Consider the following 18684-nt stretch of genomic DNA (forward strand, 5'->3'; position numbering starts at 1 on the left):
ATTGTCTAGCTCCAGCGCCTAGCCCCTCGATGGTCTACAGCCAATCCGTCCAAAAGGTTAAAAAGCAAACCTTTCGGCCGGCTCGTCTTGTGCTTGTCGGGGCTGAACAAGGCGCTTCCGCTTTCTTTTATAGAATACCATTTTTTTGATTAAATGGACTTGCTTTCTTTTAATTTCATTTCTTTTTCTAATTGTGCAATTCTCGCATCGATTGTATTCCGGTAAAAAGAACTGTTAACTTGATGTTCGAGACGGTCAAGATAGTTTTCAATTTCTTTAAATCTTGAGAAGGATTGATCGGAATCAGAATGGGCATCAAGCACTTGATTTATTCGCAGATTTGCCCGAGTTACATTCTCGCGGCCCATTAACTCCATACGGCGTAAATGCATGTCTTTTAATTTATGTTTCATTTCTTCGTATTTTCTTTCTAAATCTCCAAGCTGTCCCGTGACTTGATCAAGTGATGCCTTAATGCGGCTAGACCTGTCTTGATATTGCTGATACTCAGCCGAAGCAAAATCGGATAACTCTGTTTCTCCCGCTTTGGAAGCAATTTCTGAGTGATGCTTTCTTTTATTGGCTAACTCCTCTGCCTGATGATATTCTCTCGTAAATTCATCCTTTAAAGTATATTGACGCTGCAGAAGTTTTCTTACCTTTTCCGTTTCCTGCTCACATTCGCGAAGATATTGGTTCAGCATAGCAATTGGGTTCTTATTTTCCTTCTGGTCGAGCGCCTCATGTAAATCGGCGGTAATCGTATTTTTAATCCTTGTAAATAAGTTTGTCATTGTTCATTCTCTCCTTTTAATAGAATTAGCATTTCTAATACTGTTTCAATTCGCTCCATTGTTTTTCAAAGTTACTAAATGGATCATCTGCTTCGATTGTTTTGTTGACCTTACTCTTGTTCCACTTTTTATAAACAAGGTATAAAACGTATGCTGCTGCTATGCCAATTATTGCCGGTACATTGTGAAGCGATGCAATTAGGACAATAAAGCCAATGATCCCCAGACCAATTCGTCCCCCAATAGATTTTGTCTTTAAGAATTGCTTAAAGATGAAATACAGAAGAACCACACTTACAAGTAATCCAACCATTGGACCGATGGTTGAAAGCAGGATGAATGCCGCAATTCCCCCGGCTAACAGTAAACCAAACTTTTTCATCTTTGTTTCACTCCTTTCCTTTCTTGTTTTCATCATACCTGTTTCCCTTGACTCCCATAATTGAGCCTAAGCTTGATTTTTTTATCGGTCTTAAGACGTAGAAAGGGTCAGCCTCTTAAGCAATTGCTTAAGAAACTGACCCTTAGCTTTAGATTATTTAGAGATAAACATCTGAACCCAGTAATAACCATAGGAACCGCCCTTAGCGTAACCAACTCCAATTCTAGTGTTGGAGCTTAGGATATTGGCTCTGTGACCTGAGCTATTCATCCATGACTGTACCACCGACTGTGGTGTAGTTTGTCCGGCAGCAATATTTTCCGCTGCAGAACGATAAGTAATACCAAAATTCTTCATCATCGTAAAAGGACTGCCATACGTTGGACTTGTATGACTAAAATAATTTTTGTCTCTCATGTCCATTGCTTTGTAGCGTGCAACCCTTGACAGTTCCCAATCAGCAGTCATGGCTGGTAACCCGTTCTTTGCACGCTCTTGATTTGTAAGCTGAATAACTTGGTTTTCAATTGATTTTACTCCGCCTAAATCAGGAATGGTTACCTTTTGACCAGGATAAATCATGTTAGGATTCTTAAACTGCGGATTTGCTGAAATAAGCTCACTAATTCCTACTTGATACCGGACAGCAATTTTCCAAAGTGAGTCCCCAGATTGAACCGTGTAGATTTGTTGGGCAAAAGAGACACTTGGAATGCAGAAAAGGGATAGTAAGAACAGAAAACTGAACCAAAAAGATTTTTTCATTTTATTCGCCTCCTCGATATATAATTTTGATTTCAGGCTCAAAATATACAGGCAGCGAAAAAAACTTTTCTAAAAGTAACACTATAACAAACCGTCTTTGGAGGACTAAAAAAGTGGCAGACATTTCTGGGATGACTTATATCATGTTAATTTTAGCAAGCTATCGATTAACCCATTTGATCGTTTTTGATAAAATCACCGAATTTATCCGAAGACCATTTGTAAAAAAGGTCAAGGTAGAAACGAGCGAGGGAACCACAACAAAGGAAGTTCCTACCTCCATGTTTGGTTACTTATTAAAATGTTATTGGTGTGCCGGCGTGTGGAGCGCTTTTTTATTAGGGGGCGCCTACTTGCTATTCCCCAAGGTCACCTATGTCATTGTTTTAATTCTCTCCATAGCAGGCGGCCAATCGATTATCGAAACTTTTGTCGGAGTGAACATAAAAAAGGTCGATTACTACTCCGAGCTTCACAAAAAAGACAGTAACAAATCCTAAGACAAGTGGAAAAATTTCTCCCCCTTGCGCATATATTTAGATATGCTTCTGTAGCTAGGCATATGTAAAGGGGGATATTCAGTTGGCAATTTGGTGGATTACAACCATCGCTTTTGTCCTTTGTCTTGGTTTTGCAGGCGGAACCTTTATTCATTTCTTACGACAGGGACTGGATATAGACGACTCCAAACGGATTGATAAAATTAATTCCGATCAAGAATCCATGTAACATCCCTCATTTTGTAGATCACGATGGACTCGCCTATTGGCGGGTTTTATTTTTTTAAAAAATAAGTTCTCCTTTACATCACATGATTTTTTCATTTTAGGAAAAATTAAACATGTGATAATTTTGAAGTGGAGGAATACATATGAGTTCATCTGAAAACACCCAAAAGTTTCCTCGAACATATTGGCGTGAAATTGAATTACCAACATTCAAGCCATTAGAACAGGATATTAGTGTAGATGTTGCCATTGTTGGAGCTGGAATAACAGGGATAATTGCTGCCTATCTGCTGACTAAAGAAGGTCAAAAAGTAGCCTTACTTGAGGCTGGGGGAATCTTAAACGGTACAACTGGACACACAACGGCAAAATTAACTGCTCAGCACGGGCTTATTTATGATGAGTTTATTAATCATTTTGGTAAAGAAAAAGCGAGACTATATTATGAATCAATGATGATGGCTGTTCAGTTTGTGGAGAATACGGTGAACGAGAAAGGTATAAAATGCGACTTTAGTAAGCAGGATGCCTATGTATATGCCACAACGGATGAGTATGACGACAAGCTAAAAACTGAGTGGGAGGCTTACAAGAGTCTTGATATTGAGGGAGCCTTGAAAGATTCGATTCCCTTTAATATTCCAGCAAAAGCAGCCTTGATGATGAGTAACCAGGCTCAGTATCATCCATTGAAATTTTTAAAAGCACTGTTAGATGAGGCCGTTCAAGCGGGCTGTTCCGTTTATGAAAATACCATTGCTGATGATATAGAGGATGACCATTCAGAGCCAAAGGTTATTACAAAAAACGGGCAAAGAGTGACAGCTAAGCATGTAATCATTGCTTCGCATTTTCCTTTTTATGATAAACCAGGACTTTATTTTGCAAGAATGTATGCGGATCGTTCTTATGCCATCGGGGTCAAAACGAAGCAAGAATATCCTGGCGGCATGTACATCAGCGCTGACAGCCCGTCACGTTCGATTCGGTACACCCCGCTCGATAATGGCGAAAGTTTGCTAATTATTGGCGGCGAGAACCACAAAACGGGGCAAGGTGTTGACACGCTAAAGCACTTTGAAGAGCTTCAAACCTTTACTGAAGAGGTTTTTGGCATCAAGGAATACCAATACCGCTGGTCTGCTCAAGATAATGTGACCCTCGATAAAATGCCTTATATCGGTCCATATACAGCAGAACGAAAAAATGTCCTAATCGCAACCGGTTATAAAAAATGGGGGATGTCCACTGGTATTTTAGCTGGGCATATTTTAAAAGATCATATTGTTGGTGGAACGAATCGTTTTGCAGCATTATATTCACCATCACGCTTTCATGCTGATCCAGATTTAAAGGAAGTCATTTCGACTAATGTCGATGTTGCCAAACACTTACTCAAAGGTAAGCTTGAAATAGTTGAAAAGGTTCCGGAAGATTTACAGGAAGGTGAAGGTTCGGTTGTGATGTTCCATGGCAAAAGAGCTGGTGCCTATAAGGACAAGAATGGCAAGCTTTATATTGTTGACACGACCTGTACTCATTTGGGGTGTGAATGTGAATGGAATCGTGCCGAAAAGTCTTGGGACTGCCCATGCCACGGCTCCCGCTATTCGTACGCTGGCGATGTGATTGAGGGTCCAACTAAAAAGTCGTTAGAACTGCTTCAAGGAGAGTAATTTTTCGAGGAGAAATTAGTGATATTAACAAAAACTCGTCTGATATTAACAAAAAAATCGATATATTAACAATTCAATATTAGAATTCAAAAAACGCCCCCTTCCCATCGAAGGAGGCGTTCCTATTATTTGCTATTCGGACGATTCAGTTTTAATTCTTCACCCGTTGTAAATTCCACTAATTCAGCACTATCTTTCATACCCTTTTTACGATTGTTATTACGCTGGGCATTGGCATTACCAAGCTTCTGTTTTCCCACACTACCATCTCCTTTTCAAGAAAATCATTTATAGTATGGATGAAACAGATTCCGCCTATTCCTAACCTAAAACTGGCGGCTTTCGATGGCAGGTCATTTGTTCAAAGGCATAAGCAATTTCAAGTAAAACTGGTTCACTAAAGGCCGTTCCGGCAAACGAAATGCCGACTGGCTCTCCTTCTGCTGTATAACCAATCGGAACGGTTATGGTTGGATACCCGGCCTTTGCACTAATGTGCGACCCTTCATCGCTTGGGATCACAATCACATCTAAGCCATTATTTTTAAGCGCATAATCAATCCCTTGCTTTGTCGAATAATAAAGATCAAACTCTAATGCTTCGATATAAGCTTGTTCAGTTAGTGACCCGCTTGTTTTCTCCGATTCAATCAGCACAGACTGGCCATATTTAAGCATTTGTTCTTCATTTTCCTCATTAAATGCAATTAAATCAGCAAGAGTTTTAATAGATATCGAAGGATGCAGCTTACTTAAATAAGCATTCAGATCTGGCTTAAATTCATACGTTAAAACATCATACTTCCATTCTGCTATGACCGAAGGAATGGAAATATTCTCAACTACATCAGCCTCTGAGCTTTTCAAATATTCCAATGCCGAGGTCACAACTTCGGCCTTATCCTTATTTAAAAGCTCAATAAATCCTTCCGTTGCGATACCAATTCTTTTTCCTTTAAGGCCATCCCTTCGTAGAAAATCGGTAAAGTCTGTACCTATTAAAGGGTTAATTTTCGTGATAACATCACGATCATCACTTCCACATAGTGCGGTCAGTAAAATGGCGGCATCTTCCACCGTCTTTGCCATTGGTCCTGCTGTATCTTGGGAGTGTGCAATGGGGATAATCCCTCTTCTGCTAATTAAACCAACTGTCGGCTTTATACCCACTAAAGAGTTCTGGCAAGCCGGATTTAAAATTGAACCAGATGTTTCCGTCCCAACAGCTGCTGCAGCAAAATTAGCAGCAATCGCTGCACCTGATCCTGAACTAGACCCTCCAACATCAAACTTTTCTGGACCATAAGGATTAAGAACCTGCCCACCTCTTGAGCTATAACCACTTTTCATTCCATAAGTCATAAAATTGGCCCACTCTGTCATATTGGTCTTTCCAAGAATAACAGCTCCTGCCTGACGTAATTGTTCAGCTACTGCAGAATCCTCCAAAGCAATTGAGTCCTTTAATGCCAAGGATCCAGCACTTGTATGCATTTTGTCATTTGTATCAATATTATCCTTAATTAAAATAGGAATACCGTGTAACCGAGTGCGTGGTCCAGATTTTTTCCGTTCAGCATCAAGAGCTTCTGCGATATGTAAGGCATCAGGATTAATCTCAAGGATAGAATGAATAGATTGATCAAAAATAGAGATCCTCTTTAGGTACAGCAGCACGAGCTCTTTTGAGGTAAGCTCGTCACTTGTTAATTTTTCTTGCATCTCAAGAATCGAGGCCTCCTCAAGCCATTCATCATATAGTTTTTTCAATTTTGGATTTTGCACATTTTTCCCCTCCCGTTTTTACATAAATTCCTTGAAGAAGTGCAGCTGCAAAAAAGTCATTCTTTGATAGAAATAAGCAGTGGAATATTCCACTGCTTTCCTCTTACCGTTTTAACTTTTGATGGCGTTGGTCTTCCGCCACAATTTTCCCTTGATAAAATACTCTTTTATCGAGCGGAATTTGTAATTCCTTGCAAAAACGCTTCAGTTCGCGTTCTTCACGCTCGGTTACTAATGAAATAACGGTACCATCAGCCCCCATTCTTCCTGTTCTCCCGGCCCTATGCACATATTGGGTAATATCCTTCGGAAAGTCGATCTGTACCACATGGCTGACACCTTGGATATCCAGCCCTCGAGCGGCAATATCAGTGGCAATCAGCATTTTCATTTTCCCATCACGGAAGTCCTTTAACGCGGCCTGACGCTCCAGCTTTTTCATATCACTATGGAGGATGCCAATGGATAATTCTTTAAACAACAATTTTTCTTTAAAAACTTGAATTTCACCAATATCATTTATAAAGGCTAGTGATTTACTGTTTGGAAGACGTGTTATTTTTTCTAGCAGCTTAATTTTATCCCTTTGCTCAACCAAGAAATAGATATGTTCCACTTCCCCAGAAGATGCAATCTCGTCTTTTTCAATCCGTAATACTTCGGGATCATTAGTCATTTCTTTCGCTAATTTTTCTGTTGCCGGTTTCATGGTAGCCGAAAATAAGACGACTTGGCGGTCACCCAGTGTCGATTTTACAATTTGCTGAACCGTCTGCAAATGCTCTGGAATTAACAGCTGGTCACCCTCATCAAGGACAACCATCTTGGCTTCGTGCATTTTCACCTTTTTTTGCTTGATTAGCTCCAGTAAGCGTCCAGGTGTAGCAAAGATAACATGCGGCCGCTTCTTTAATTTTTCAAGCTGGCGTTTTAAGTTGGCACCGCCAATTATAGAGGTACCTCTAATACCACTACCCTCTGACCACTTTTGGAATTCTTGAAAAACCTGCATGACTAGCTCTTGTGAAGACGCTAAAACAACTGCCTGCAAGGACGGGGTATTACTTTCGATTTTATGTAACAATGGAAGCAAATAAGCAAGTGTCTTCCCCGTACCTGTCGGCGACTCCGCAATCACATCTTTGCCCTCGAGTATGAGCGGAATGGCTGTTTCCTGGATGGATGTTGGTGCTTGGAAGCCAGACTTTTGCCATGCTTCCTGTAGAAACGGTTGTAAGGTGTTTAACATTTTATACTCCTTCTATATCTAACATCATTTTTTACTTTATTATTTGTTATTCAATATCGTATTGATACTATCTTATTATTCTTAAGGTGTCTAGTTTTGATTATGCTGAAGTATTGAGGTAGAGTACGACCCAAACCATATGATAAACAAGAACGGATAAATATAGGACACAGGTTGATATGAGCAGTATTCGAATAGTTCCCTTAAAGGGCCTTAGATAAAATAAACCAAGAAGCAAGAGCGGGAGGAATATCTTGATCAAATAAAAATAGGACCAGCCCTTGTTAATGACTTCTTTCATCATCGGGTTTCCTTCTTCAATAAAACCGGATGAAATTCCGACATGTGTCAAGATAGCATCTAACAAACCAGCAGCAAGCAAAAAGATACACGGTTTCATAGTTCCTCCTTAAGACTAACTGTTAAACACCATTCTTTCTAAATATATATATATGCTGATACATTCTTTATTACGAACATACAGACGGAATAAAAGGCTGCTGGTTAAAGCAACCTAAACAATCATTTTAATTTACGTATTTCCCGCTTTCAGGTTTAGCCATTTCATTAAAATGCTCCACTAAGTATTGAAGGTTTGTTGAAAGTTCCTTCCCACTCATCGGGACCCCATGCCCCGTCACAGCCACTTGCGGTTTTAGTGCCTCCAATTTTTCAACAGACTCATAAGCCGCTTCCCAATCAGTCGTATAATACCTTGGCGGTCCGCTTATTTCCTGTGTTTGTGTCAAAACCTTATAAAGGGATTCCTGTTTTACAGTAACAAAGGCATCTCCTGCAATTAGGATTCTGTCTTGTTCTCGGAATAAAGAAATATGACCCGGAGTATGTCCAGAGGTATGTATACATTTCCAGCCAGGCATATTAGGAACCGTTCCATCACTTGGAAGGGGCTGAACATGAGCACTAATATCAATCCCATGGTTTGGGAACATTGGAGACATCTTGGCTACTAGGCCGCTGTCCACATTCGGGTCCCCTGGCGGGTAATCCTCTTTTCCCGTTAAAAAAGGGAGCTCCTGTTCATGTGCATATACAGGAATATCCCAATCCTCTAATAGAGCTGCAATCGACCCAACATGATCAAAATGCCCGTGTGTCAGTATGATCGCCTTTGGTATGGCATTTTCCCCAAATCGCTTTTGAATCATATTCTTAATTTGCTCGGCCGACTTTGGCATCCCCGTGTCAATCAACACAAATTCACTTGTCTCATTTGGATTTCCCACTAAGACAAGATTGACGATTTGATCGGTATAACAATAAACATCCGGCACCACAGCAACACCAATCCCGCTGCCAATGGAAGACATCGGCAGAAATGAATCTTCAAATTTACTATCCTGAGTCTGATCCAATGAAATACCCCCTTTATGTATATTATTTAACCCAGAAAGTAAATTTATGACCGTCTCTACATGACAAAAGATAAACACATTATAACAAACAAATTTGTTTTTAATAAAGAATAAATACTTTAGCGATCGTTACCTTTGTTCAGGAAAACTTATACAATTTCAAAGTTACTTAAATTCGAAAGGTTTGTGAACAATGTCGCTAATTCGATTAAAACCCGTGCATTGATGATAAAATGAACATCAAGATAACAATATATTGGAGTTGAATATGATGTTTAGCAGAATTGCACTTTTCGTCTCATTTTTGTTCTTTATATCTGGAACAAATGGGTTTGCTTATACACAATCAGAAAAATCTACTCCTAAATTCGATTCTGTCCAAGCAGATTTAGTTCATAATAATTCAACATTAACTTTGGTGACAGTCTCAGATAAGAACACAAATATACAAGCTACAGACACAAAAGACACCAAGAATGAAACAGAAAATGCTGTTTTGCTTACGAAAAAAAACCAGAGTGTTGAACCTTCTATTAAAGACTACGTTGTTCCTGCAGTTGTATGTCTTTTCCTCCTTATCGGTCTTAGCAGCTACTGGTTTGTTTTTAGGAGGAAGCATGTCTAGTAAAACCCAAAAAGCGTGTATCCACATGGTATACACGCCTTTTCATTATTATCTTTCCTCCACTTAATGAAAGGCCCTCCAAAATTCTCCGTTGACATCTATCCATTCCTTAAGTTCATTAAAAGGAATTGTAAAGGTAGGAAAACCAGCCGCAAAAGCAGCGATTTCATAAGGTTGAAAGAAGATATTTAAGCATGCATCATTGATAAAAAACGGCTGATCTGCTTGAATACCATGATATTCATTTGGAAAAATGTATGAATTTTGATCATTACTTTTAATCTGATCCTCAATTAACTCACTAATCACCTTTACATAAGGGCTCCCTGTTATAAATAGATCTTTTAACTGGTACAACCTGCCCGTTTTAAGGTTTATATGCGCATATTTCTTTATTGGCATACCGTGAGCTGCACAAAAGGGATAATAGTAGCCTGTTATTTCAATCACCAATAAATTTTTCTTGTAAAAAGTAATCTCATAATCCCCTGTATAATTGGATTCCAATGGAGTGGAGGGCACTGGTTTTACCCCGGCCATATCTTTTAAGGTCTTATTAACTTGGACTGAATGATCCATTCCCTTAATCTCTGGGTAATAAACGAGGTAATCAAAATTCGGCTTATATTTATGTTCCACAACAGCATATTGGTTATTTAACGAAAAAGTGGATGCTTGTTTCCAAATTAACTCATTATTTTGACTAAAATATATCAAGTGCTGATCAATATCACCTTTTATTAGGGTCTGTTCAAAACTAAGCCGCCCGCTGCCAGTTACTTGGGGCAAGTGGTTCATATGGTTCCCCTGTTTATCTATAAAGTAGGTATGCTGATCATCCGAGACAGATGCCAAACCGTCCTCAAAGATTCCCATTTCGTGAAAAATAAATCCAGTAAAAATATGTCCTTCGTCAGTTGCCAAGGCAAAAATTGATCTCATGCATGCCTGCTTCGGATCGATTTCCTTCCCAATCGCAAACCGTTGTTCTCCTAAATATAAAATTTGATTATAATTAGGTTTTATTACAAATTGTCCCTTTTGATCAATGAGTCCATACTGTTCCTTATGATTTACTTCTAAACTGACAATGGCACGTCCGTCTATAAATTGCCCTGCCGTTGTATACCGTGGCTCAATGACTATGTTACCCTGAACATCGATATAGCCAAGTGGACCATCATTACTTTTCTTAAAGGAGAGAAGAGCCTGGCCATAGTTTCCAACCCATGCATAAGAGTAGGTATGCAATACTTTTCCTGTAAGATCTATTAGTTGATACTGACCGCCCTTAACTTTTACTACTGTCCTTCCCTCTGTAAATTCACTGGTCGATTCATAAATAAACGGGATAACCACTTTGCCTCTTTTATTTAAATACCCATATAGAAAATTTCCGTGCACATCTGTTTCTGCAGCCTCTACGCGCCCCTCCTTATATTCGGGACTAATGAAAGAGTATGCTTTTTCAGTTATCTCTTTACCGCTTTCATCAATAACCTTAAAGCCTTCACGGTCATTAACCACCGAACGGCCTTCTGCAAACGGCTGGATGGTATCATATTTTGGCTTAACGATTAGATAACCTTTTTCATTAATGACACCAGTTTTATTCATTAGGCCTACAATTGCTAAACCATTATCTTGAAAATCCCCCGCCTGGTCATAGATTGGAGGAAGAACAAATTTGCCTCTAGGATTGATAAATCCCCACTTATTTCCGCCAATCTCTTTAATCGAGGCAGGGAATAAATAAACGGCTCTTATTTCAAAGATTTCATTAAGTATTCTTACTGCCCTCCTCTCAACTTCCTTCGAAACTGGAAAGTAGGATAGATAAGACCCATACGGATTCTTTAAAATAAATAAATATCGCTGATGTTGATAATGATAAAGGCCAAAGACTTCATGGATTCCGTCTCCATCCAAATCACCCCATCTTAGAATGGCTTGCTCGTTTTGATATAAGATTTTTGCTCCAGCCGGGAGGTAAGTTAAGACAAGGCTTACCTCACGATTTAATTCACCCATGGTTTCTCACCCATTTTTTTTAATATATATATGAATTCGATGGGCGGTTTGTGTGATGATGTACTATCCAAATTAAAAATAGCACACCACTGAAAGTGTACTATTGTTGGGTTCATCCCAAAAAATACAGCCAAATTGACTGTATTTTTTAATGACCAATATATCGTGCTTCCGGGATTAAATGTTTCCATTCAGCATATGTAATAATCGTATTCCAGTGACCAGTCATTTTCGCTACGCCTATGACCACGAAGAATAAAACAAAGAATGTAACCGGAACAAACCATTTATTGACTTTCTTCTTGGCAACGGTCATGTTTAACGTACCCTTAATCGGACATGCCTCTACACAAGACATGCAGGCTGAGCAATTTAGGGACATAACTTTTTCCACTTGATGAACCTTTAATCGTTGCGGACATACCTTTGTACACATTTCACAGTTGGTACAAGTATCAACGTTTCTTTCGATTTTTGTTATTCTAAATATGGAACCCAGACCAATGAATGCACCATACGGGCATAAAAAACGGCACCAGAAGTTCCGAAAGAATAAAGATAAAATAAAAATAACAATAATGAACTTCAAGGTAAATCCACTAATGTTTAAGAATAAGAGCAGCATTTTCACATCTGAAACTTTATTGTAGTTATCAACGAGAAAACTTTTGGCACTAAAGATATCCATTTGAAGAACCATACCGATAAAAAATAACAGCAGCACATACTTTATGGGGGTTAACAGCCAGACAAGCCATTTAGGTAGATCAAAGTTTCTTTTAAATATCATTCTGCCCAGCCAGGCAATGAGTTCGTTTGCTGTACCCACTGGACAAATCCAGCTGCAAAAGGTTTTACGGAGAAGGATTCCTGCACCGACAAAAAACGAGAGCAAAACCAGACCAGCCGGATGAATTACATCAAAATCCCCACTGGTCAGCCAAACCTTTAGGGCAACGAGGGCACTGATTGGCAAAAATCCCTCAACAGCAGATGGGCGCTCCACAAAAGGTGTTTTTCCATTTGTTACAAAATGCTCGTAAAATTGATAAAATTGCAGACCTATATAGAGCGAAAACAGCAAAAACACAGCCTGAATGGTATATCTGGTGATTTGCACGGACTTTCGTTTCAACTGTTTTCTATACCAAGCCTTTGATTTCATAAGGGTTCCTCCATTCATTATCAACCTAACTATAATGAACGCGGAAAAGCTGGTAAGTGATATAAATCATTGGCGGATTTTATTTCAAAAAAATGTCACATAAGCATTCTTAAATTTGTCAAAAAGTGATTTCATTTCCAAATAAAAGAAATATAAACTTTAACCATAGAAAACTTGCCGATTAGCGAGCCTCTAAGGGCAAAGACAGAGGCGTAGCTGCACTTATACCTGGTTGGAAAGTGATACTTTCCAATCGGCTAAAAAAATACCGGCGAATTCAATTGAATCCACCGGTATTTTTTATTGATCCGCCTTGAACACGATTTGATTTTGCCTTCTTGCTTCATCCGTAATTTTGAGGACAATTTTACTCCAGTCTTTTAATTGCTCATATTCTTCTTGATTATTGGTTTCCATTATTCTCGCGATATTGATGCATTCATAGACCATGTTTTGTTCTTCTTGGGCCACACTTAAGATACTGCTTTCCTTTGTATGTGTATCATGGAACTTAATTTCCGAGATTGGGGCGGCATCTTCAAGGACAAATGTCCCCTTCTCACCATGAATTTCACATGGAATCATCGAATCTACAATTTTAGAACAAAGAATAGTGCAAACGAATCCCTCATAATTCAATAATAATGTTCCACTGCCGTCGACACCACTTCGTAAAACAACAGGGTGGTAAGATACCTTCTTAGGCTCACCGAACAGACAAACAGCTAAATATAATGGGTAAACGCCTAGATCTACTAACGCCCCTCCGGAATAGAGGCTTGAGAAAATATTGGGTTCCTCTCCTTTTAAAAATAAATCATAACGGGAGGAGTACTTCATATAAGGAAGAATTGCACTTCTTAGATCACCTGCAAGGTGCAGTTTTTCCTTGAGGATTTTAAAATTTGGAGTATGTATATTTCGGATTGCTTCAAATAAATAGACTCCATTTTCTTCAGCGGTTTGGTAGGCTTTTTCTAATTCAGCCGTATTAGAGAATATCGGTTTTTCGCAGATCACGTGCTTTTTATTTTTCAAAAAGGTAAGTGTTTGTTCAAAATGAAGCGAATTTGGCGACGCAATGTATACGGCCTGAATCTCTTCATTTTTTGCCATTTCTTCTAAATCGGTAAAATAATTTGATGCGTTATATTGATTAGCGAACTTTCTCGCATTTTCCTCATTACGAGAATACACCCCAACTAATTGGTATTGCTCACTAAGCTTTGCTGCTTGAATAAAAGATTCCGTAATCCATCCTGTCCCTACTGTAGCAAACTTAATCATTTTATTACCTCTTTCTATTCAATACTTTTAGGTTCCATTTTATCCTTTTTAAGTACCACTTTCCAATATAAACAAGTAATTTTTCCATATTCTATCTGTTTTGAACATGAATTGTTGGGAACAATGGAAAAATATCAGAATTTATGTTATATGTAATAGATATGAAGAAAAGTGCAGGGCTTTATCTCAGGGCCGGAGCAGACACTGAAGAAAAGAGGTTGTAAAGGTGGAAAATCAAACATCTAATTTCATAAAAGATATTATGATAAAAGATTTGGAATCAGGTAAACACCAAAAGATTGTAACAAGATTCCCACCAGAACCGAACGGTTATTTACATATTGGGCACGCTAAATCAATTATTATCAATTTTGGTTTAGCTGATGATTTTAATGGAGAAACCAACTTACGTTTTGATGATACCAATCCGTTAAAGGAAGATATCGAGTATGTTAACTCCATTAAAGAAGATGTAAAATGGCTGGGTTTTGAATGGGATAATTTATTCTTTGCTTCCGATTATTTTGAGGAAATGTACAACCGAGCTGTTTTATTAATTGAAAAAGGGCTTGCTTATGTTGATGACCTGTCAGCTGATGAAATCCGTGAATACCGCGGCACATTAACAGAGCCTGGAAAAAATAGTCCTTACCGCGACCGTTCTATTGAGGAGAATCTTGACCTGTTTAAACGGATGCGTGCCGGTGAATTTGATAATGGTCAAAAGGTACTTCGGGCAAAAATTGATATGAGTTCACCGAATATCAATTTACGTGACCCTGTTATTTACCGTATCTCTCATGCAACACACCATAATACCGGTGATAAATGGTGCATTTACCCAATGTATGCTTTTGCTCATCCGCTTGAGGATGCGATTGAGGGGGTAACCCATTCTATTTGTACGATTGAATTCGAAGACCAACGACCATTATATAATTGGGTTGTAGAACAATGTGAAATGAAAAGCACACCGCAGCAAATTGAGTTCGGCCGTTTGAATGTGACCAACACCGTGATGAGTAAGCGGAAGCTTAAGCAGTTAGTTGAAGAGGGATTTGTTGATGGCTGGGATGACCCGCGCATGCCGACTATTTCGGGAATGAGAAGAAAAGGCTTTACGCCGGAATCCATTCGTGCCTTTGTTAAGGAAACAGGTGTTCACAAAGGTTCCGGTGCCGTCGATTCACAAATGCTCGAACACTATGTCCGAGAAGATTTAAAATTAAAGGTACCTCGGACAATGGGTGTCATTAACCCGTTAAAAGTGGTGATTACCAATTACCCAGAGGGCCAAATCGAATTACTTGATGCCGAAATTAATCCAGAAAACCCTGAAATGGGGATGAGGAAGATTCCTTTTTCTCGTGAAATTTATATTGAAAAAGATGATTTTATGGAGAATCCGCCAAAGAAATACTTCCGTCTTTTCCCTGGCAATGAGGTTCGTTTAAAACATGCGTATTTCATTAAATGTGAAGAGGTTGTCAAGGATGCAAATGGTGAAGTAATAGAACTTCGCTGTACCTATGATCCTGAGACAAAAAGTGGAACTGGCTTTACCGGAAGAAAAGTTAAAGGAACGATCCATTGGGTGGAAGCTACTCACTCAGTTCCGGCTGAATTCCGCTTATACGAGCCGCTTATTTTGGAGGATACAGTAGATAGCAATGAGGAAGGGAAAACTTCTTTCCTTGATCAAGTCAATCCAAATTCATTAGAAATCCTGCAAGGCTTTGTCGAACCAAACATGAGAGAAAGCCGGCCACAGGATAAATTCCAATTCTTCCGCCACGGCTATTTCAACGTCGACCCTAAAGAAACGACCGTTGATAAGCTTGTCTTTAACCGAATTGTTTCATTAAAAAGTTCGTTTAAATTATAACAAAAAGAACCCATGTTTTTAAAAACGGTTCAGTTTTGAAGTAAAAAATGCTCAGGGCTAAAAACTCTGAGCATTTTTTTATATTCGGCTTAATTAAACAAAAGCCCCTCCCTTTAGTAATTTGCAAACATCGCCGTTCCACATTTCTGTTATGTACATAGACTCTTATGTAAATGGAAAAAAAGATAAATTAAGAGGGGTTAAGTATCATGATCAAAGTTTTATTTGTATGCCTGGGGAATATTTGCCGTTCACCAATGGCTGAAGCCTTGCTTCGAAACTTAGTCAAAAAAGAACGTTTGACAAACAAAATCGCAGTTGATTCCGCTGCAACCAGTTCATGGCAAATCGGCTTCCCTCCGCACGAAGGAACTCTTGATATTCTAAAGAAATACAATATCCCTTCTGATGGGCTTATTGGACGCAAACTAAAGAAAGAAGACTTTTGGAGATTCGACTATATTATCGGTATGGACGAAAGCAACTTAAAAAATATTTACAGGATAACAAGCAAAACTAATCATCCAAAGATCATTAGGCTGCTCGACCTGACAAAATACAGGAAAGATGTCCCCGATCCATTTTTTACAGGTGATTTTGATGAAACTTATCGTCTTGTTTCAGCCGGGTGCCGCGCATTACTCAATAAAATACGCAACGAACATTACTTATAGCAATGCAATTATCAATAATTGTTTGTTCTTAAATAGTTTGAAAATTCCATGAAAGGAAACTAAACAGAACCAGGCAGCTTACGGAAGCCCTGGTTCATTTTTATTGAATATTGGTATATCTAAAATCACTTTTGTTCCTCTTCCCGGTGACGCAAAAATAGACAAATCACCGCCGACAGAGCGTGCCCGTTCATCCATACTGAATAGACCAACTCCAAGGGTTTGTTTCTCCATATCAAACCCTTTTCCCTTATCCTCCACCATGACCCGGACGACATCATCCATTTCTCTTAGCGTGACTGCTGCTTCTGTTACTTCTGCATATTTCCGTATATTGGTTAATGCTTCTTGAATAATGCGATAAATAGTCAATTCTATATTGATGGAAAGACGCTGAGTTAACACACAATCAAAAAAGACATCGATATTGTAATGGTCAGAATATCGGGATAAGAAAGAACGGATCGCCGGGACTAAACCAAGGTCATCCAGAACAGATGGACGCAGTTCCCAAGAAATTTCCCGTATCTCTTCAATTAATTGTGCCGCTTCCTCTTGCATCTGCTGCAACAGTGGATGATCAACCTCAGACATTAAGCGATTAATCGTAATTAAATGACTATAAAGATTTTGGCCAATTCCATCATGTAAATTACGTGACAAACGTTTTCGTTCTTCTTCCTGAACCTCAATAATCGAGCTCATCATTTTTTGAAGTTCTTGTTCAACACGCTTTCTTTCTGTAATCTCATATCGAATCGCAACATATTGATAGGGCTTATTTTTTTCATTTAAAAACGGAACGATCGTTGTATCCACCCAGTAATAAGTACCATCTTTAGCTTTGTTTAAAATTTCACCCTTCCAAACCTTGCCTGCTCCGATTGTTTTCCACATCTCTTTGAAGAATTCTTTCGAATGATACCTTGAATTAACTATCCGATGATCATTACCGATGAGTTCTTCACGTGAGTATTTCGAGATAAGGCAAAATTGATCATTCACATATGTAATGGTACCTCGCGAATCGGTAATCGCGACAATGGAAGATTCATCAAGGGCGAATTTATAATCCATCAGTTCATTTCTCGTCTGCTGAATATCCATCTCTTTCTTTCCCCCAGATTTAAAGTCCAATATATTCCTTTAATATCGCTTCCAAAGCCTGACCTGATTCTTTTACCACTTCTTGATCATTATCGTTAAACAGACGAGATTCACGGTTTCCAACCAGTAATACACCTTTTGGGACCCCATTAAAAAATAAAGGAACGGCATAGGATGTGTTCAGCTTTTCGGCAAGAGCAATCGGATAATCCGTTACCTTTCCAGCTGCTTGATGAGGAAAATTCACCATCATCATCGGGGTTCCAGTTGAGATGATTTTTCCAGCTATACCTTTCCCAAAGCGGACGGTTATTCGTTTATATTTATCGTTTAAATTGCCAACTGCATAATGCCACCTTACGTCAGGACCCACTCTATTTTGAATGGCGAGACCGACAAAATCACAAGAAATTTGTCCTTTTAATCGATTACATACTTCAATAACCTTTCGCAATTCCTTTATTTCCGTCATTCCGGGCTCCCCTTATATCCCATAGCCTAGGAGCCCTTTTTTCACGGCATACTCAACTAGCTCAGGCCGAGTTTTCATCTGAAGTTTCTCCATCACTTTTCCTTTATGGGTCTCAACCGTTTTAACACTAATGACGAGCTGCTCTGCAATTTCCTTGTTTGAGTAACCTTTCGCTATAAGGGTAAGAACTTCTTGTTCGCGGTCAGATAAAAGATGATACATATCATTACTATCCTGCTTTGCCCCTGCCAAGTATTCTTCCATTAAACGTTTCTGTGCGGCAGGATGGAGATAGGCATCCCCTTTGGCCACCGATTCAATCGCAGACATTAACTCAGCATGAGGCGCACTTTTTAAAATACAGCCAGATGCCCCGCCTTCAATGGCACGGAAGAGGTACTCCTCGTCGTCATGCATTGTTAATATTAAAATACTTACCTCAGGCATAAGTTTTTTTAATTCTGTTGTTGCTGATAAGCCATCTTTTCCATGCGGCATGCTTAAATCCATGACAACAACATCAGGTTTTAATTTTAAGGCCTTTTTGATCCCTTCATTTCCTTCCGATGCTTCTCCGACTACTTCCAATTCGGGATTCGTATTCAACAACATCTTTAAACCGCTTCTGACTACTGCATGATCATCAACTAACAGAATTTTTATCAATGATTAAATCTCCTTTT

20 protein-coding genes are annotated in these 18684 nt (G+C 39.0%); 6 read left to right on the forward strand and 14 right to left on the reverse strand.

Features of this window, described 5'->3' with window-relative positions; translation table 11 throughout:
- Positions 1 to 149: 149 nt before the first annotated feature.
- The 3 genes from COD92_RS09480 to safA form a co-directional block, all read right to left on the reverse strand.
- Positions 150 to 794: a PspA/IM30 family protein gene (locus tag COD92_RS09480; protein WP_098527292.1), complete on the reverse strand. Its 645-nt coding sequence runs from the start codon at positions 792 to 794 to the stop codon at positions 150 to 152.
- 34 nt (positions 795 to 828) lie between these two features.
- The gene (locus COD92_RS09485) at positions 829 to 1176 is read right to left on the reverse strand and encodes a lmo0954 family membrane protein (RefSeq protein WP_098527394.1); all 348 of its coding nucleotides are present in this window, start codon (positions 1174 to 1176) and stop codon (positions 829 to 831) included.
- 153 nt (positions 1177 to 1329) lie between these two features.
- Positions 1330 to 1941, reverse strand: a complete 612-nt coding sequence (safA, locus tag COD92_RS09490; protein ID WP_098527293.1) for a SafA/ExsA family spore coat assembly protein — start codon at positions 1939 to 1941, stop codon at positions 1330 to 1332.
- Between the two features lie 113 nt (positions 1942 to 2054).
- Between safA and COD92_RS09495 the strand changes: the two genes are divergently transcribed.
- From COD92_RS09495 to COD92_RS09500, 3 genes are all read left to right on the forward strand, one after another.
- Positions 2055 to 2441 carry a DUF1360 domain-containing protein gene (locus tag COD92_RS09495; RefSeq protein ID WP_098527294.1) on the forward strand — a complete coding sequence of 129 codons (387 nt, stop codon included), beginning with the start codon at positions 2055 to 2057 and terminating at the stop codon, positions 2439 to 2441.
- An 82-nt stretch (positions 2442 to 2523) separates the two neighbouring features.
- Positions 2524 to 2670 carry a hypothetical protein gene (locus COD92_RS31880; RefSeq protein WP_176541026.1) on the forward strand — a complete coding sequence of 49 codons (147 nt, stop codon included), beginning with the start codon at positions 2524 to 2526 and terminating at the stop codon, positions 2668 to 2670.
- A 142-nt stretch (positions 2671 to 2812) separates the two neighbouring features.
- Entirely contained in the window at positions 2813 to 4345 is a 1533-nt protein-coding gene (locus tag COD92_RS09500) for an FAD-dependent oxidoreductase (protein ID WP_098527295.1), read from the forward strand.
- A gap of 125 nt (positions 4346 to 4470) precedes the next feature.
- Here the strand turns inward: COD92_RS09500 and COD92_RS32765 are convergent, their stop codons facing one another.
- The 5 genes from COD92_RS32765 to COD92_RS09520 form a co-directional block, all read right to left on the reverse strand.
- Positions 4471 to 4605, reverse strand: coding sequence for a hypothetical protein (locus tag COD92_RS32765; protein ID WP_255286495.1), 135 nt, complete (start codon positions 4603 to 4605; stop codon positions 4471 to 4473).
- 61 nt (positions 4606 to 4666) lie between these two features.
- On the reverse strand, positions 4667 to 6130 hold the full coding sequence (locus tag COD92_RS09505; protein ID WP_098996200.1) for an amidase family protein: 1464 nt from the start codon (positions 6128 to 6130) through the stop codon (positions 4667 to 4669).
- Between the two features lie 103 nt (positions 6131 to 6233).
- Entirely contained in the window at positions 6234 to 7379 is a 1146-nt protein-coding gene (locus COD92_RS09510; protein WP_098996201.1) for a DEAD/DEAH box helicase, read from the reverse strand.
- A gap of 100 nt (positions 7380 to 7479) precedes the next feature.
- Positions 7480 to 7779, reverse strand: a complete 300-nt coding sequence (locus COD92_RS09515) for a DUF5658 family protein (RefSeq protein WP_098527298.1) — start codon at positions 7777 to 7779, stop codon at positions 7480 to 7482.
- Positions 7780 to 7906: 127 nt separating this feature from the next.
- Positions 7907 to 8755 carry an MBL fold metallo-hydrolase gene (locus tag COD92_RS09520; protein ID WP_483295673.1) on the reverse strand — a complete coding sequence of 283 codons (849 nt, stop codon included), beginning with the start codon at positions 8753 to 8755 and terminating at the stop codon, positions 7907 to 7909.
- A gap of 271 nt (positions 8756 to 9026) precedes the next feature.
- Here COD92_RS09520 and COD92_RS09525 point away from each other — a divergent pair, with 271 nt between their 5' ends.
- A complete protein-coding gene (locus COD92_RS09525; RefSeq protein WP_098996202.1) occupies positions 9027 to 9380 on the forward strand; it encodes a hypothetical protein in 354 nt (117 codons plus the stop codon).
- Positions 9381 to 9443: 63 nt separating this feature from the next.
- Here the strand turns inward: COD92_RS09525 and COD92_RS09530 are convergent, their stop codons facing one another.
- From COD92_RS09530 to COD92_RS09540, 3 genes are all read right to left on the reverse strand, one after another.
- Positions 9444 to 11411 (reverse strand): WG repeat-containing protein, encoded by a 1968-nt coding sequence (locus COD92_RS09530; RefSeq protein WP_098996203.1) that lies wholly within the window; start codon positions 11409 to 11411, stop codon positions 9444 to 9446.
- Positions 11412 to 11559: 148 nt separating this feature from the next.
- On the reverse strand, positions 11560 to 12576 hold the full coding sequence (locus COD92_RS09535; protein WP_098996204.1) for a 4Fe-4S binding protein: 1017 nt from the start codon (positions 12574 to 12576) through the stop codon (positions 11560 to 11562).
- Positions 12577 to 12876: 300 nt separating this feature from the next.
- Positions 12877 to 13860: a Gfo/Idh/MocA family protein gene (locus tag COD92_RS09540; RefSeq protein ID WP_098996277.1), complete on the reverse strand. Its 984-nt coding sequence runs from the start codon at positions 13858 to 13860 to the stop codon at positions 12877 to 12879.
- A gap of 229 nt (positions 13861 to 14089) precedes the next feature.
- Between COD92_RS09540 and COD92_RS09545 the strand changes: the two genes are divergently transcribed.
- On the forward strand, positions 14090 to 15748 hold the full coding sequence (locus COD92_RS09545) for a glutamine--tRNA ligase/YqeY domain fusion protein (RefSeq protein WP_098527302.1): 1659 nt from the start codon (positions 14090 to 14092) through the stop codon (positions 15746 to 15748).
- Between the two features lie 209 nt (positions 15749 to 15957).
- On the forward strand, positions 15958 to 16422 hold the full coding sequence (locus COD92_RS09550; protein ID WP_098527303.1) for a low molecular weight protein-tyrosine-phosphatase: 465 nt from the start codon (positions 15958 to 15960) through the stop codon (positions 16420 to 16422).
- A gap of 78 nt (positions 16423 to 16500) precedes the next feature.
- Here the strand turns inward: COD92_RS09550 and COD92_RS09555 are convergent, their stop codons facing one another.
- The 3 genes from COD92_RS09555 to COD92_RS09565 are packed head-to-tail and all read right to left on the reverse strand — an operon-like array spanning position 16501 to position 18667.
- Positions 16501 to 17529, reverse strand: a complete 1029-nt coding sequence (locus COD92_RS09555; RefSeq protein ID WP_098527304.1) for a PAS domain-containing sensor histidine kinase — start codon at positions 17527 to 17529, stop codon at positions 16501 to 16503.
- Between the two features lie 19 nt (positions 17530 to 17548).
- The gene (locus COD92_RS09560) at positions 17549 to 18001 is read right to left on the reverse strand and encodes a GAF domain-containing protein (RefSeq protein ID WP_098527305.1); all 453 of its coding nucleotides are present in this window, start codon (positions 17999 to 18001) and stop codon (positions 17549 to 17551) included.
- 12 nt (positions 18002 to 18013) lie between these two features.
- Positions 18014 to 18667 (reverse strand): response regulator, encoded by a 654-nt coding sequence (locus COD92_RS09565; protein ID WP_098527306.1) that lies wholly within the window; start codon positions 18665 to 18667, stop codon positions 18014 to 18016.
- Positions 18668 to 18684 lie beyond the last annotated feature (17 nt).

Source organism: Bacillus sp. AFS037270, from assembly GCF_002585305.1.

Coding starts and splice junctions, on each gene's coding strand:
- COD92_RS09480 (WP_098527292.1), bottom strand. CDS start 794: ATGACAAACTTATTTACAAGGATTAAAAATACGATTACCGCCGATTTA.
- COD92_RS09485 (WP_098527394.1), bottom strand. CDS start 1,176: ATGAAAAAGTTTGGTTTACTGTTAGCCGGGGGAATTGCGGCATTCATC.
- safA (WP_098527293.1), bottom strand. CDS start 1,941: ATGAAAAAATCTTTTTGGTTCAGTTTTCTGTTCTTACTATCCCTTTTC.
- COD92_RS09500 (WP_098527295.1), top strand. CDS start 2,813: ATGAGTTCATCTGAAAACACCCAAAAGTTTCCTCGAACATATTGGCGT.
- COD92_RS09510 (WP_098996201.1), bottom strand. CDS start 7,379: ATGTTAAACACCTTACAACCGTTTCTACAGGAAGCATGGCAAAAGTCT.
- COD92_RS09515 (WP_098527298.1), bottom strand. CDS start 7,779: ATGAAACCGTGTATCTTTTTGCTTGCTGCTGGTTTGTTAGATGCTATC.
- COD92_RS09525 (WP_098996202.1), top strand. CDS start 9,027: ATGTTTAGCAGAATTGCACTTTTCGTCTCATTTTTGTTCTTTATATCT.
- COD92_RS09530 (WP_098996203.1), bottom strand. CDS start 11,411: ATGGGTGAATTAAATCGTGAGGTAAGCCTTGTCTTAACTTACCTCCCG.
- COD92_RS09535 (WP_098996204.1), bottom strand. CDS start 12,576: ATGAAATCAAAGGCTTGGTATAGAAAACAGTTGAAACGAAAGTCCGTG.
- COD92_RS09550 (WP_098527303.1), top strand. CDS start 15,958: ATGATCAAAGTTTTATTTGTATGCCTGGGGAATATTTGCCGTTCACCA.
- COD92_RS09555 (WP_098527304.1), bottom strand. CDS start 17,529: ATGGATATTCAGCAGACGAGAAATGAACTGATGGATTATAAATTCGCC.
- COD92_RS09560 (WP_098527305.1), bottom strand. CDS start 18,001: ATGACGGAAATAAAGGAATTGCGAAAGGTTATTGAAGTATGTAATCGA.